This window comes from Clostridium sp. JS66 (genome assembly GCF_033561535.1).
GTDB classification, from domain to species: domain Bacteria; phylum Bacillota; class Clostridia; order Clostridiales; family Clostridiaceae; genus Clostridium_AM; species Clostridium_AM carboxidivorans.
Genome location: NZ_CP131467.1, coordinates 455,840 through 470,932, shown reverse-complemented (window position 1 = coordinate 470,932; position 15,093 = coordinate 455,840). Strand labels below are relative to the sequence as shown.

General features: G+C 35.1%; 8 protein-coding genes, 1 tRNA gene and 3 rRNA genes. 2 read left to right on the top strand and 10 right to left on the bottom strand.

Features of this window, described 5'->3' with window-relative positions:
• Nucleotides 1–98: 98 nt before the first annotated feature.
• Nucleotides 99–1,337, top strand: coding sequence for a homoserine dehydrogenase (locus tag Q6H37_RS02185; protein WP_318738959.1), 1,239 nt, complete (start codon nucleotides 99–101; stop codon nucleotides 1,335–1,337).
• A gap of 141 nt (nucleotides 1,338–1,478) precedes the next feature.
• On the opposite strand, the gene Q6H37_RS02180 is transcribed toward Q6H37_RS02185, so the two are convergent.
• The 3 genes from Q6H37_RS02180 to Q6H37_RS02170 all read right to left on the bottom strand — a co-directional run bounded on the left by Q6H37_RS02180 (nucleotide 1,479) and on the right by Q6H37_RS02170 (nucleotide 5,132).
• Nucleotides 1,479–2,486, bottom strand: coding sequence for an isocitrate/isopropylmalate dehydrogenase family protein (locus Q6H37_RS02180; RefSeq protein ID WP_318738958.1), 1,008 nt, complete (start codon nucleotides 2,484–2,486; stop codon nucleotides 1,479–1,481).
• Between the two features lie 126 nt (nucleotides 2,487–2,612).
• Complete coding sequence (locus Q6H37_RS02175; RefSeq protein WP_318738957.1) at nucleotides 2,613–3,983, bottom strand: 2-isopropylmalate synthase; 1,371 nt, start codon at nucleotides 3,981–3,983, stop codon at nucleotides 2,613–2,615.
• Between the two features lie 435 nt (nucleotides 3,984–4,418).
• Nucleotides 4,419–5,132 carry a lysophospholipid acyltransferase family protein gene (locus tag Q6H37_RS02170; protein ID WP_318738956.1) on the bottom strand — a complete coding sequence of 238 codons (714 nt, stop codon included), beginning with the start codon at nucleotides 5,130–5,132 and terminating at the stop codon, nucleotides 4,419–4,421.
• Between the two features lie 207 nt (nucleotides 5,133–5,339).
• Here Q6H37_RS02170 and Q6H37_RS02165 point away from each other — a divergent pair, with 207 nt between their 5' ends.
• Nucleotides 5,340–6,206, top strand: coding sequence for a ComEC/Rec2 family competence protein (locus tag Q6H37_RS02165; protein WP_318738955.1), 867 nt, complete (start codon nucleotides 5,340–5,342; stop codon nucleotides 6,204–6,206).
• A 700-nt stretch (nucleotides 6,207–6,906) separates the two neighbouring features.
• On the opposite strand, the gene Q6H37_RS02160 is transcribed toward Q6H37_RS02165, so the two are convergent.
• The 7 genes from Q6H37_RS02160 to folE form a co-directional block, all read right to left on the bottom strand.
• Nucleotides 6,907–6,981, bottom strand: a tRNA-Asn gene (locus Q6H37_RS02160).
• Nucleotides 6,982–6,988: 7 nt separating this feature from the next.
• Nucleotides 6,989–7,105: ribosomal RNA gene (rrf, locus tag Q6H37_RS02155) — 5S ribosomal RNA — on the bottom strand.
• Nucleotides 7,106–7,270: 165 nt separating this feature from the next.
• Nucleotides 7,271–10,169 (bottom strand): 23S ribosomal RNA (locus Q6H37_RS02150).
• 223 nt (nucleotides 10,170–10,392) lie between these two features.
• Nucleotides 10,393–11,904 (bottom strand): 16S ribosomal RNA (locus Q6H37_RS02145).
• The 16S, 23S and 5S rRNA genes sit together here with 1 tRNA gene alongside, the layout of an rRNA operon.
• A 474-nt stretch (nucleotides 11,905–12,378) precedes the next feature.
• Nucleotides 12,379–13,203 carry a 2-amino-4-hydroxy-6-hydroxymethyldihydropteridine diphosphokinase gene (gene folK, locus Q6H37_RS02140; RefSeq protein WP_318738954.1) on the bottom strand — a complete coding sequence of 275 codons (825 nt, stop codon included), beginning with the start codon at nucleotides 13,201–13,203 and terminating at the stop codon, nucleotides 12,379–12,381.
• A gap of 532 nt (nucleotides 13,204–13,735) precedes the next feature.
• Nucleotides 13,736–14,215, bottom strand: a complete 480-nt coding sequence (locus Q6H37_RS02135) for an HD domain-containing protein (protein WP_318738953.1) — start codon at nucleotides 14,213–14,215, stop codon at nucleotides 13,736–13,738.
• 33 nt (nucleotides 14,216–14,248) lie between these two features.
• The gene (folE, locus tag Q6H37_RS02130) at nucleotides 14,249–14,803 is read right to left on the bottom strand and encodes a GTP cyclohydrolase I FolE (RefSeq protein ID WP_318742900.1); all 555 of its coding nucleotides are present in this window, start codon (nucleotides 14,801–14,803) and stop codon (nucleotides 14,249–14,251) included.
• Nucleotides 14,804–15,093: the final 290 nt, after the last annotated feature.

Genomic DNA, 15,093 nt, shown 5'->3' with positions numbered 1-15,093 from the left:
AACAACGAATTATTTAAGTAAAAAGCCAGTAGGGAAGTTCCTACTGGCTAAATTTTAGTTAATGAGAGTAAATACAAATAAAAAGGGGGCTTTTTAATATGGCATCTATTGCAATATTAGGTTATGGAGTAGTTGGAACAGGTACAGCTGAATTAATAAATAAAAATAAAGAAAGATTTAAAAAGATTACAGGTGAGGAACTTAAACTTTCAAATATATTAGTTAGAAATATTGAAAAACATAAACAAAAAAAGGATTCTAAAATTCTAACTGATAACTTTGAACACATTTTAAAAAGCCCTGTGGATATAATTGTTGAAGTTATGGGTGGCATCAATCCTGCTTACAAATATGTAAAAAAAGCTTTAGCTTCAAAAAAACATGTGGTAACAGCCAACAAAGATTTAATGGCGGAACATGGAAAAGAACTTTTAGATATAGCACATGAAAATGGTGTTACATTAAACTTTGAAGCTAGTGTAGGAGGCGGTATACCTATTTTGAAACCTCTTATGGAATGTCTTACAGGTAATGAAATTGTAAGTATTAAAGCAATATTAAATGGTACTACGAATTTTATACTTTCAAAAATGTATAATGAAAACATGAGCTACGAAGATGCTTTAAAAATTGCTCAAGATTTGGGCTTTGCTGAATCTAACCCTGATTCTGATGTTCTAGGTTATGATGCAGCAAGAAAGTTATCCATACTATCTACTATCGCCTATGATAAAAAAATTAACTGGAAAGATATACACATAGAAGGCATTACCAATATAGATGCTGATGATTTTAAGTATGCTAAAGCTAATGGTTATAATATAAAACTCTTAGCTATAAGTAGAAAAGAAGAAGATGGAATCTTTGCTTCTGTACAACCTGTTATTGTAGATAAAAATTCAGAACTCAGCAAAATTGAAAATGAATTAAATGCTATTGTTATAAAAGGCGATGCTGTAGGCGATGTTGTTTTTTCAGGTAAAGGAGCAGGAATGTTTCCTACTGCCAGTGCAGTTTTTGGTGACATAGCTGATATAATTCAAAATAGAAATAAAAGATCTATTCAATTTAACAGTGAAAATGCCAGTATACAAACACTTTACAATTATAAATCTAATTGGCTTGTAAGAATAAAAACTACTGATAAAATAAATACTATTTGTTCTTTAACAGGAAACTTTAAAAATTGTCATATTTTTAAAAATGAATTAAATCCAAAAGATGAAGTTGTAGCTATTGTCAAGGAAGAAACTGAAAATGATTTAAATTGTAAATTAGAAGAGATTAAAACTTCAAGCCATACAGAATATATAAAAAAATTCCTACATATTAGATAAAACATATATATTTTAAAACTTTTGACAAACAACTTTTTAAATTAATTACAAAACAAAAGCTATGAAATTCAGAAATTAACTTTCCCATTTCATAGCTTTTAAATTAAATAGAATTCTTACAAACACACTTTTAGAGTAGTGCTATTTTTTTTTCATTGCTTTAATTATAGCTTCTGTAAATTCTACAGTATTTGCATTTCCACCTAAATCTGCAGTGACACTTTTTCCTTCTTTTAGAACATCTGCTACTGCTTTTTCTATTTTAAGAGCAGCTTCAAATTCGCCTATGTGATTAAGCATCATAATACCTGATAATACTGCTGCTACAGGATTTGATATATTCTTTCCTGCTATATCTGGTGCTGAACCATGTGCAGGCTCAAATACAGCAGCTTCATCTCCTATATTTGCACCTGGAACTAACCCAAGACCTCCAACTAAACCTGATGCCATATCTGAAAGTATATCACCATATAGATTAGGCATTACAAGTACATCATATTTTTCTGGAGTTAACACAAGCTTCATGCTCATAGCATCTACTATTACATCTTCAAACTCTATATCCTTATATTCTTCTGCTATATTTCTTGCACATTTCAAAAAAAGGCCATCAGACATTTTCATTATATTTGCTTTATGCACTGCTGTAACCTTTTTTCTATTATTTTTTCTTGCATAATCAAAAGCAGCTCTTACTATTCTATCGCTGGCTTTTTTAGATATAATTTTTACACTTTCTGCAATATCTTCACTTACCATATGTTCTATGCCAGCATATAAATCCTCTGTATTTTCTCTGAAAATTACTAAATCTACATCATTAAATCTGGACTCTACCCCTTCATAACTTTTTATAGGTCTTACGTTAGAATAGAGATTTAAGTTTTGTCTTAAAGTAACATTTACACTTCTAAATCCCTTACCTACAGGTGTTGTAACAGGTCCTTTTAATGCTACCTTATTTTTCTTTATACTCTCCAAAACATAGTCTGGTAATGGTGTACCGTACTCTTCAATTACTGCTGCTCCTGCTTCTACTACATCCCATTCTATTTCAACGCCACTAGCGTCTATAATTCTTTTTGCTGCTAAAGTAACTTCTGGTCCTATTCCATCACCAGGAATAAGAGTAATTTTGTGTGTCATAAAATCGCCTCCAAATATTTATTAACCGTAAATTGGGAACAAAAATATTCTGTTCCCAACTATATTTTTTAATTTTAACAATTAATTAATTTTTACTTATATTTAAATTATACTCTATACTTTAGTTTAGCTTGCTTTTGTTTCACCTTTTTTTAAAATTTCTGGAATATATTTTTCTACCATAAGTTCTAACTCATTATTACCAATAATAGTAGTTCTTCCTTCCTTATATTGTTCTTCAACCCACTCTCTTATTTCTACAATTCTTGGATCCTTTTTATCTACTTTTTCATCATCTTTAAGTCTATAGTAAGTATTAATCCAAGCTGCAATTCCTGCTAAACCAGAATACTGATTAACAGCAACTACCACAGGTCTATCTAATATTTTGTCTGTATCAAATATATTATATATTTCCTCATCTTTTAATATACCATCTGCATGTATACCAGCTCTAGTTACATTAAATTGGCTACCTACAAAAGGAGTTCTTTCTGGTATATCATAGTTCATTTCCTTTTTAAAGTATTCAGCTAATTCAGTTATAGCATGCAAGTTCATATTTCCAGTAGTGCCTTTTAATTGTGCATATTCAAATATCATAGCTTCTAATGGACAATTTCCTGTTCTTTCTCCAATTCCTAAAAGAGAAGTATTTATTGAAGATGCTCCATACAACCATGCTGTAGAAGAATTACTTACTACTGCATAAAAATCATTATGGCCATGCCATTCTATCATTTCAGAAGGAACACCGCAATTAGTTCTAAGTCCATGAATCAATCCTTGTACACTTCTTGGAAGTGATGCACCACTATAAGGAACACCTAACCCTAAAGTATCACAAGCTCTTATCTTTATAGGTATATTAGACTGTTTTGAAAGTTCCATAAGCTTATTTACAAAAGGTACCACAAATCCGTAAAAATCCGCTCTAGTTATATCTTCTAAATGACATCTTGGATGTATACCGTTATTTAAAGCTTCTTCTACAATAGACAAATACATATCCATAGCTTGCTGTCTTGTCTTATTTAATTTTTTAAATATATGATAATCTGAACAAGACATAAGCATTCCTGTTTCTTTAATGCCCATTTCTTTAACTAGTTTAAAATCTTCCTTATTTGCCCTTATCCATGATGTAACTTCAGGAAATTTGTATCCTCGCTCCATACAAACTTGTGCAGCTTTTCTATCCTTTTCTGTATATAAAAAGAATTCTGTTTGACGAATTATTCCTGAATTATTATCCAATTTATGAAGATAATCAAAAATTCTTATAATCTGCTCAGCAGCATATGGAGGCATAGATTGTTGTCCATCTCTAAATGTAGTATCTGTAATCCATATGTTTTCTGGCAAATCCATTGGAACTTGAATTTGATTAAAATTTACTTTTGGAACCTCTGAATAAGGGAATATATCCTTATAAAGATTTGGTGTACCTACATTTTGTAAACAATGTTCATATGAAGACTTTCTTAAACTTTTCATTTTGCCCTCCCTAATTACTTATTAAAATATTGGATTGTTGGTTTTTAGCTAATTTTTGAATGCGTTTTCGTGCTTAATTGCAAATACGAATTTTATCCCATTTCTTGCTGAATTAATTTTTATACAGTTTCTATGAATATTTATTAATAATTTTATTATATAATCTATATTTCAAGTATATTTATGCTTACATTGTATCATTTATATTTTGAATTATCAAATAAAATTTTTCGTATTTTTGTAATTTTAATTAACTTTTTCTTCATTTTAACCGTTTTAATTCATAAATAGGACTTTTTACGTGTATAATTGGACTATTATCAAAGATACCACATTCTTTTAGCTAATAAAAATTAACATAAAAAAAAACTTAGTTTATAGTGATACAAAACTAAGTTCTTAATGCTTTATTTATATACATCAATCAATAAAATTTTACTTGATATTATTCTCTATTATAGATTTTATCTTATCAGCAAGATTGGTCTGCTCTTCCTTAGACAAATGTTCTGTATATATAGGCTCACATATAGTAACTGTTACACTTCCAGACTTTATAGCACTCATCCTATTCCCTTCACGAAGCTTATATGTTCCACTTATTGCTACAGGAATTATGGGAACTTTAGCTTTTAAAGCTAGCTTCATGCTTCCTTTTTTAAATTCTCCAACTTTAGGTCCTTTGCTCCTTGTACCTTCAGGAAAAATAACCATACTGTACCCATTCTTCAAGTTATCAATACCTTCATTTATGGCTTTCATAGATTCTCTTATATTATTTCTATCCATAAATATACAATGAATTTCCTTCATCCAATAACCCATCATTTTAAACTTTAATATTTCTTTTTTAGCTATAAAGCCAACTGACTCATCTAAAGCCGAAATTAACACAGGTATGTCCAAAAAACCTTGATGATTTACTACATAAACACAAGTTTCTTTCTTAATATTTTCTTTTCCCTCTACATCTATCTTTGCACCAACCTTATTTAATACATGTGAAGCCCACTCCTTGACATATTCATTTATCTTACTTTCAGCCTCTTGGAATTTTCCTTTCTTTCTTAATGCTTCTACTTTATTTTTTTTAAAAACTGCCATAAACATATAGATAAAAAAATCTAAATAAAATAAAATAGTTTTCATTATTTTAATTTCTCTCCTTTTCATATAATAAATATTTATAAAATAAATCCCTATGTTATTATATCATTAAAACGTAGTCTAGTAGTGAAAAACTAACAAAAAATTTACATTTATTGTATACATTAAAAATTTACTTTCACTTATTAATAAAAAATGCTAAACTTATGTTTGTATTAATATTTAAACTACTATTTAGGAGGTAAAAAAATGCAATTTCACAAAAAGTTTTTTAAGGTTATTGTTTCATTATTTGTAGTTATATTTACTTTTTCAGCATGTAGTACTACAAAAAATGCATCAAATAATCCGATTAAAAACAATCAAAATGTTATAAAAGTAAACTATATTGATGTAGGACAAGGAGATAGTGAATTAATTCAAGTTAATGGTAAGAATCTTCTCATAGATGCAGGTCCAAATGAAAGTATAGATAAACTTATGAGCTACTTAAACAAGCAGAACATAAAAAAAATCGATTATGTTATTGCAACACACCCTGATGAAGACCACATAGGCGGTATGAGTTCTGTAATAAAAAAATATGATATAAGTGAATTCTATGCCCCAAAAAAATTGACAAATACTAGAACTTTTGAGAATATGGTAACTGCACTAAAAAGTAAAAATCTTAAAATAAACGCAGGTAAAGCCGGTATGGACTTAGACTTAGGCAAAAATGTAACTTGTCAAATGTTAGCTCCGAACAACGATAAATATAAAGATACTAATAATTATTCAATAGTCATTAAAATAACTTATGGTGAATCAAAATTCTTATTTACTGGTGATGCTGAAAAAATTAGTGAAACGGAAATGTTATCTAAAAACTTTGATCTATCTGCTGATGTATTAAAAGTTGGGCATCATGGAAGTACATCCTCGTCATCTAAGGAATTTTTAGATAAGGTTAATCCTAAAATAGCAGTAATAAGCTGTGGTAAAAATAATAAATATGGACATCCTCATCATGAAACATTAACAGAACTCAAGAATAGAAAAGTACAAATTTATAGAACTGATGTAGATGGAAGTATTGTTCTACTAAGTGATGGTAAAAAAATAGCTAAACAGTAAAATTAAACAACTTTAAATCCGTTATTAGAAAGTAATATATCTTTATAAAATAGGCATATTGCGACACAACTTTTTAGGTGGAGTCCGCATTGAATATATGGTGTATAAAAGCCAACCGTTCATTAAGGAGGTCTAATGTCTAAAATTCTCTCAAAAGCTTTTATACACCATATATTCAATGCTCCCTCTACCTAAAAAGTTGTGTAGTAAATATTGTAATTCTAATATGAAAAATTGCTTATAATACATTATAATTATAGCTCTTCAGAAAAAAGCGTATCTTTCATAATACTTATTATCTAGTTTATGTATATTTCAGCTATTTTAATAATATCTTATGGTGCAGTCTGCAAAAATAATAAGTTTCTTTTAAGATATTTTTACAGAATAGAATTAAACTAAATATATTAGGCCAACATCAGGCTACGGCTTAATTTTAAACGCTATAAATTTTATAGTTATAAATATGATTGTGGCTTACTAAAATTACTTATAGCAATGTAATTATGTACATTCACTTGAAGTTGCTAGTTTGAATTTTAACTTTTGTGCAGTGATATATGATAAGGGTGTCATCACATTAGCTAAATTGTTTTAATATTATTCTTAGCTCAAAATTTTTAAATTATAAGACTAAGTATTTATTTTAAACGTAAAAAAAGACTGTATATCTTACAGTCTTTGATCATTCATATAAAATTGGCTCCGCGAAAAGGATTCGAACCTTCAACCTATCGGTTAACAGCCGAGTGCTCCACCATTGAGCTATCGCGGAACGCATTACCTGGCAACGACCTACTCTTCCACAGAGCCTCCCCTGCAGTACCATCGGCACTATAAAGCTTAACCATCGTGTTCGGAATGGGAACGGGTGTTACCTTTATGTCATTATCACCAGATAAGCAGACATTCAAAATCTTTGATTTTGTTATGGTCGCTTACTCCGCAGATGGCAATCTGTGGAGTTTCCTTTAAAAAGAAAACCAACGTATCAAATCTTTAGTCTACATTTCTATTCAGTTTTTTAGAGATTTTGTTATCTCAAAATTGCACAGTGAATTTATTTGGTCAAGCCCTCGACCTATTAGTATCAGTCAGCTGAACATGTTACCATGCTTACACCTCTGACCTATCAACCTTGTGTTCTTCAAGGGGTCTTACTAGCTTACGCTATGGGAAATCTAATCTTGAGGTGGGTTTCACGCTTAGATGCTTTCAGCGTTTATCCCGTCCCGACATAGCTACCCAGCCATGCTCCTGGCGGAACAACTGGTACACCAGAGGTCAGTCCATCCCGGTCCTCTCGTACTAAGGACAGCTCCTCTCAAATTTCCTACGCCCGCGACGGATAGGGACCGAACTGTCTCACGACGTTCTGAACCCAGCTCGCGTGCCGCTTTAATGGGCGAACAGCCCAACCCTTGGGACCTACTTCAGCCCCAGGATGCGACGAGCCGACATCGAGGTGCCAAACCTCCCCGTCGATGTGGACTCTTGGGGGAGATCAGCCTGTTATCCCCGAGGTAGCTTTTATCCGTTGAGCGATGGCCCTCCCACGAGGAACCACCGGATCACTAAGCCCGACTTTCGTCCCTGCTCCACCTGTATGTGTCGCAGTCAGGCTCCCTTCTGCCTTTGCACTCTTCGAACGATTTCCAACCGTTCTGAGGGAACCTTTGGGCGCCTCCGTTACTTTTTTGGAGGCGACCGCCCCAGTCAAACTGCCCACCTAACAATGTCCCGTGACCAGTTTCATGGCCGCCGGTTAGAATCCCAATACTGTCAGGGTGGTATCCCAAGGATGACTCCACAGAAGCTGACGCCCCTGTTTCGCAGTCTCCCACCTATCCTGTACAGACAATATCGAAACTCAATGCTAAGCTGCAGTAAAGCTCTACGGGGTCTTTCCGTCCAATCGCGGGTAGCAAGCATCTTCACTTGCACTACAATTTCGCCGGATTTGTTGTCGAGACAGTGCCCAAGTCATTACGCCATTCGTGCGGGTCGGAACTTACCCGACAAGGAATTTCGCTACCTTAGGACCGTTATAGTTACGGCCGCCGTTTACTGGGGCTTAAGTTCATACCTTCGCTTGCGCTAAGTATTCCCCTTAACCTTCCAGCACCGGGCAGGCGTCAGCCCCTATACTTCAGCTTTCGCTTTAGCAGAGACCTGTGTTTTTGCTAAACAGTTGCTTGGGCCTATTCTCTGCGACCTACTTTCATAGGCACCCCTTCTCCCGAAGTTACGGGGTCAATTTGCCGAGTTCCTTGACAACAATTCTTCCGATGGTCTTAGGATTCTCTCCTCACCTACCTGTGTCGGTTTGCGGTACGGGCACCAACATCCTCCATAGAGACTTTTCTTGGCAGCGTGGAATCAGATACTTCGCGGCATAAAGCCACTCCCCATCACACCTCAACATTAACCAGACGGATTTGCCTGTCTGATCTATCTAAGTGCTTAGACACACATCCAATAGTGTGCACATCCTATCCTCCTGCGTCATCCCATTTGTAATAACGTCAATTGGCGGTATCGGAATATCAACCGATTGTCCATCACCTACGCCTTTCGGCCTCGGCTTAGGTCCCGACTAACCCTGAGCGGACGAGCCTTCCTCAGGAAACCTTAGATTTTCGACCAATAAGATTCTCACTTATTTCTCGCTACTTATGCCAGCATACTCACTCCTGTACAGTCCACCGCTCCTTTCGGTACGACTTCACTCCATACAGGAAGCTCCTCTACCGCTCTTTCGAGCCCATAGCTTCGGTGGTAAGTTTTAGCCCCGGACATCTTCGGCGCAGGATCTCTTGACTAGTGAGCTATTACGCACTCTTTAAATGAGTGGCTGCTTCTAAGCCAACATCCTAGTTGTCTTAGAAATCCCACATCCTTTTCCACTTAACTTACACTTTGGGACCTTAGCTGATGATCTGGGCTGTTTCCCTTTTGACTACGGATCTTATCATTCGCAGTCTGACTGCTGAGATACAAGTATATGGCATTCGGAGTTTGATAGGGTTCAGTAACTGTTGTCAGCCCCTAGCCCATTCAGTGCTCTACCTCCACTACTCAATCTCAACGCTAGCCCTAAAGCTATTTCGAGGAGAACCAGCTATCTCCGAGTTCGATTGGAATTTCTCCGCTATCCACAGCTCATCCCATGGTTTTTCAACACCAACGTGGTTCGGACCTCCACGGAATTTTACTTCCGCTTCATCCTGGCCATGGATAGGTCACCCGGTTTCGGGTCTACGACATGCAACTTTTCGCCCTATTCAGACTCGGTTTCCCTTCGGCTCCGTACCTTAAGTACTTAACCTTGCTACATACCGTAACTCGCTGGCTCGTTCTACAAAAAGCACGTCGTCGCACATAAAAGTGCTTCGACCGGTTGTGGACACACGGTTTCAGGTTCTATTTCACTCCCCTTCCGGGGTTCTTTTCACCTTTCCCTCACGGTACTGCTTCACTATCGGTCACCAGTTAGTATTTAGCCTTGGGAGGTGGTCCTCCCTGCTTCCCACAAGGTTTCACGTGTCTCGTGGTACTCTGGATTAGATCTTAAAAGCTTCCATTTTCACTTACAGGGCTGTTACCTTCTATGGCGGAGCCTTCCAGCTCTCTTCAATTAATTCCTGCTTTTAGTTATGATCTATCCGCAACCCCAGGAACAAGTTCCTGGTTTGGGCTCTTTCCCTTTCGCTCGCCGCTACTCAGAAAATCGATTTTTCTTTCTCTTCCTCCGGGTACTTAGATGTTTCAGTTCCCCGGGTTTACCTCCATAAACCTATGTATTCAGTTTACAGTACAATGCGTTAGCATTGTGGGTTTCCCCATTCGGAAATCTCTGGATCTCAGGCTATTTGCGCCTACCCAAAGCTTATCGCAGCTTATCACGTCCTTCTTCGGCTTCTGGTGCCAAGGCATTCACCATGCGCCCTTTGTAGCTTGACCATTCATGTAAAAATTGTCTTTCAACAATTTTCTTAGTTAAAATCTACAAAGGTTTTTTTACTTATATAATAAGTAGTTTTACCTTTAGCTTTACTTTTAATTTAAAAGTTATATTCACTGTGCAATTTTCAAAGAACAATTTGAAGAATTAGATTCTTCAAAATTAAACAGAGCTATTAAATAAACCTTCAAAGTAGAATTACCTACTTTGTCGACTCCTTAGAAAGGAGGTGATCCAGCCGCAGGTTCTCCTACGGCTACCTTGTTACGACTTCACCCCAATTACTAACCCCACCTTCGGCCGCTGGCTCCTTACGGTTACCTCACGGACTTCGGGTGTTGCCAGCTCTCATGGTGTGACGGGCGGTGTGTACAAGGCCCGGGAACGTATTCACCGCGACATGCTGATTCGCGATTACTAGCAACTCCAGCTTCATGTAGGCGAGTTTCAGCCTACAATCCGAACTGAGATGAGTTTTAAAAGTTTTGCTCCACCTCACGGTCTTGCATCTTTCTGTACTCACCATTGTAGCACGTGTGTAGCCCTAGACATAAGGGGCATGATGATTTGACGTCATCCCCACCTTCCTCCCGGTTAACCCGGGCAGTCTCACTAGAGTGCTCAACTTAATGGTAGCAACTAATGATAAGGGTTGCGCTCGTTGCAGGACTTAACCTAACATCTCACGACACGAGCTGACGACAACCATGCACCACCTGTCTCCCTGCCCCGAAGGGCTTCCCTCATTACAGGTAATTCAGGGGATGTCAAGTCTAGGTAAGGTTCTTCGCGTTGCTTCGAATTAAACCACATGCTCCGCTGCTTGTGCGGGCCCCCGTCAATTCCTTTGAGTTTTAATCTTGCGATCGTACTTCCCAGGCGGAATACTTATTGCGTTAGCTGCGGCACAGAAGGAGTCGATACCTCCTACACCTAGTATTCATCGTTTACGGCGTGGACTACCAGGGTATCTAATCCTGTTTGCTACCCACGCTTTCATGCCTCAGCGTCAGTTACGGTCCAGAGAATCGCCTTCGCCACTGGTGTTCTTCCTAATCTCTACGCATTTCACCGCTACACTAGGAATTCCATTCTCCTCTCCCGCACTCTAGATATCCAGTTTCAAATGCAGTTCCCAAGTTAAGCTCGGGATTTTCACATCTGACTTAAACATCCGCCTACGCATCCTTTACGCCCAGTAAATCCGGACAACGCTCGCCACCTACGTATTACCGCGGCTGCTGGCACGTAGTTAGCCGTGGCTTCCTCCTTGGGTACCGTCATTATCGTCCCCAAAGACAGAGCTTTACAACCCGAAGGCCTTCATCACTCACGCGGCGTTGCTGCATCAGGCTTTCGCCCATTGTGCAATATTCCCCACTGCTGCCTCCCGTAGGAGTCTGGACCGTGTCTCAGTTCCAATGTGGCCGATCACCCTCTCAGGTCGGCTACGCATCGTGGCCTTGGTGAGCCGTTACCTCACCAACTAGCTAATGCGCCGCGGGCCCATCTCAAAGCGGATTACTCCTTTAATTAGTAATTCATGTAAAAAACTAATATTATGCGGTATTAATCTCCCTTTCGGAAGGCTATCCCCCACTTTGAGGCAGGTTGCCCACGTGTTACTCACCCGTCCGCCGCTAATCCATCCCCGAAGGGATTTCATCGCTCGACTTGCATGTGTTAAGCACGCCGCCAGCGTTCGTCCTGAGCCAGGATCAAACTCTCAATTTAAAAGTTTAATCTATACTCAAATTATTGACGTTAAACTTGTTAGTTTAACTAATACTGGCTTATTTAAAATAAGATTTATATCTTACTTTCACTCTGTTTAATTTTCAAGGATCTTGCCGCATCTCAGCGACTTTTATATCTTATCATGTTTGCTTAACCTTGTCAAGAACTTTTTTCAAATTCTTTTTTGTTAAGCTTGCTGCATCACACAGCTTGTAAATTGTATCACATCATTTCATGTTTTGTCAATGAATTTATATTGAAAATTTATTGAGCAAATCACTGATCAACTCAACAACATGTATTATGATACCACTTAAACTTATACTAGTATATTTAGTTTTCTCTAATTTTTTGATATTATTCTATAAATAGATATAATTTTTGATACTTTACTTCATATTTCTTATAAGGATACTCTAGGATAAGTTTACGCTTAAATATATTGTTTCGCCATAAACAAGTTTATTTTTATTATGCTTTTTCTCCTATAAACTTATTCATCAAATCCACAATTCTTTTATTTAATAAAGGATGCACAATATATGGTGCTATATCAGCTAATGGTTTTAGAACAAACATCCTTTCTTCCATTCTTGGATGCGGAATTATAATATCTTGTTCACAAGTCACTAAATTATCATATAGCAAAATATCTAAGTCTATTGTTCTAGGTCCCCATTTAATAATTCTTTCACGCTTTAATTCTTTCTCTTTTTCCAACATAAACTTCATCAATCCTTTAGGCGATAAAAGTGTCTTTACCTCTATTGCACCATTTAAAAAATTATCCTGATCTACATAACCTACAGGTTCTGTTTCATAAAATTTAGATACATTTACAACTTTCGTAACAGTTGATTTATTTATTAGTTCTATAGCTGAAAGTAAATTTTTTTCTTTATTGCCCATATTAGATCCTATTGCAATATATACTTTATGCCACTTTCTATCAACTTCTACAGCTACATACTCTACTGGTTTACCTATAGGTGCCCATGGCTTTTTTATTTTTAATTTTATTCTTTGAACCATTTCATATTTTAATAAAATAAATTCCGCAAGCTTTTCAGCTGCACTTTCAATCAAATCATATTTTTGTTTTGTAAATTGTTCCTCTATTTCAAAACATAATTCTGCATAATTTACTGTTTTATTTAAATTATCACTATCTCCAGCTTCTTTTAAATCTAAAAAAAGTTCTGCAGATATAATAAATCTTTGTCCCATATCTTTTTCTTGCTGGTTCACGCCATGAAATCCATAAACTTGCAAGTTCTCTATATACATCTTATCCATTTCATTTTTTCCTCCTCATTCTAGATATGTTAGTTATTCAGAATTTAAAAATAATGTGACACAAGCGTATGTAAGCGAAGTAACTTTCAGCTGTATTTTAAATATTTATATATTTTTCAATAATACTTCGCATCAATTTTTGATCATTATAAGTTATAGTTATAAATATAATTTTTACTTACTAAAATTGTCTATAATAATGCACTTAGGTACTTACACTTGAAGTTACTAGTTTGAATTTTAACTTTTATGCAGTGATATATGATAAGTGTTTCATCATATTAGCTAAATTGTTTTAATATTATTCTTAGCTTGATGATTTGGAAAGCCTTAGAACTTTAGTCCTGTTTGAGGGAACCGAGTTTGACAAAGTTCTTAGGTTTTCCAAATCTTCAAGCTTTAGAATAATTAAAACATTTAGCCGTGATAAAACACTTATCATATATCACGGAGTAAAAGTTAAAATTCAAACTTCTACTGCACCTTTATGTCGCATTATGCTTATTATACTAAAATTCACTATACTGTAACCTTAATAATTTATAGTATAGTTTTTCTTTTCATCAGACCATTTACATTCATCTACAGCCTTGCAATAAAAACAGTTTCTTGAAAGTTTATCACTTAAATAAAATATATGAGCAAAGCTGTTCTTTTCGTTGTTTTCTTCCCTATGACTTAGAATTGTATTTAAAATTATCTCCATCTCTTCAACTTCATATCCAGATTCTATTAATATTTCCTTTGCTAATTTACTACTAGCAACTTCATGATGCACATTTTCCTTATATTCAACCCATCTTCCTATATCATGAAGAAGAGCCGTGCCGTAAACAATATCTTTACTAATATTTATTCTATTTTCTAACACTAATATATATGCTATTCTTGCTACATCTAGAAAGTGTTGTAGGTTGTGTTTGCAAAATTTTCTATCTTTTTCGCATCTTTTATTTTTCTTAACATATTCATTAAACTTTTCATTATTTAAAATAGAATTAATTTTATCCAATATCTACAACTCCTTGCTACTAATTAACCTATTTTAAAGGTTAATCATTTTATACACTTCATCTTTTAGATAATGATTCTCGTGGAACTCTCCTCTAGTAACTACTGTTACAGTTCTACTTCCAGGTTTTTTTACACCTCTCATTGTCATACACATATGCTCTGCTTCTACTACTACCATAACTCCCTTAGCATTTAAATACTCCATAATAGCATCAGCAACCTGTCCAGTTAACCTTTCTTGAAGCTGAGGTCTTTTTGCAAACACCTCTACAGTTCTTGCCAACTTACTTAATCCTGCAACTTTTCCATCAGGTATATATGCTATATGTGCTTTACCATAAAAAGGAACTAAGTGATGCTCACACATAGAATAAAACTGTATATCTTTTTCTAATATTATGTCATTACTTTTTACGGTAAAAATTTTCTTTAAATGCTTCTCAGGACTTTGATCCAAACCTGCAAATATTTCAGAATACATTCTTGCTATTCTATCAGGAGTTTCCTGCAACCCTTCTCTATCTGGATTTTCACCTATTGCTTCAATAATCATTCTAACTGCAGTTTTAATTTTATTTTCATCTATCATAATTTTTCATTGAACAATTATCCATATAAGGACTTATTCAATAATCCTCCTATTCTTATAATTAATTCTAATGGAAAAAACTTTGGTTGAATTAAATATTAATTTTACTTACATAATTTATGAATCTATATTCAATGTAAAACTCTAATTGAAATTATTAATCCATTTTCAACAGTTTTTTAACCTTCTACACATAGATACAATGAACATTAATAATGGATAAATAATTCACAATTTATCATAAATTATAACATTTAAATTTGAAGTTTACAAGGCAGTTAATATCT

Bases quoted from the DNA above. Each gene is read 5' to 3' on its own strand.
- Q6H37_RS02170 (WP_318738956.1), bottom strand. From the start codon at position 5,132: ATGAAAACTATTTTATTTTATTTAGATTTTTTTATCTATATGTTTATG.
- Q6H37_RS02165 (WP_318738955.1), top strand. From the start codon at position 5,340: ATGCAATTTCACAAAAAGTTTTTTAAGGTTATTGTTTCATTATTTGTA.
- Q6H37_RS02175 (WP_318738957.1), bottom strand. From the start codon at position 3,983: ATGAAAAGTTTAAGAAAGTCTTCATATGAACATTGTTTACAAAATGTA.
- Q6H37_RS02180 (WP_318738958.1), bottom strand. From the start codon at position 2,486: ATGACACACAAAATTACTCTTATTCCTGGTGATGGAATAGGACCAGAA.
- Q6H37_RS02185 (WP_318738959.1), top strand. From the start codon at position 99: ATGGCATCTATTGCAATATTAGGTTATGGAGTAGTTGGAACAGGTACA.
- folK (WP_318738954.1), bottom strand. From the start codon at position 13,203: ATGGATAAGATGTATATAGAGAACTTGCAAGTTTATGGATTTCATGGC.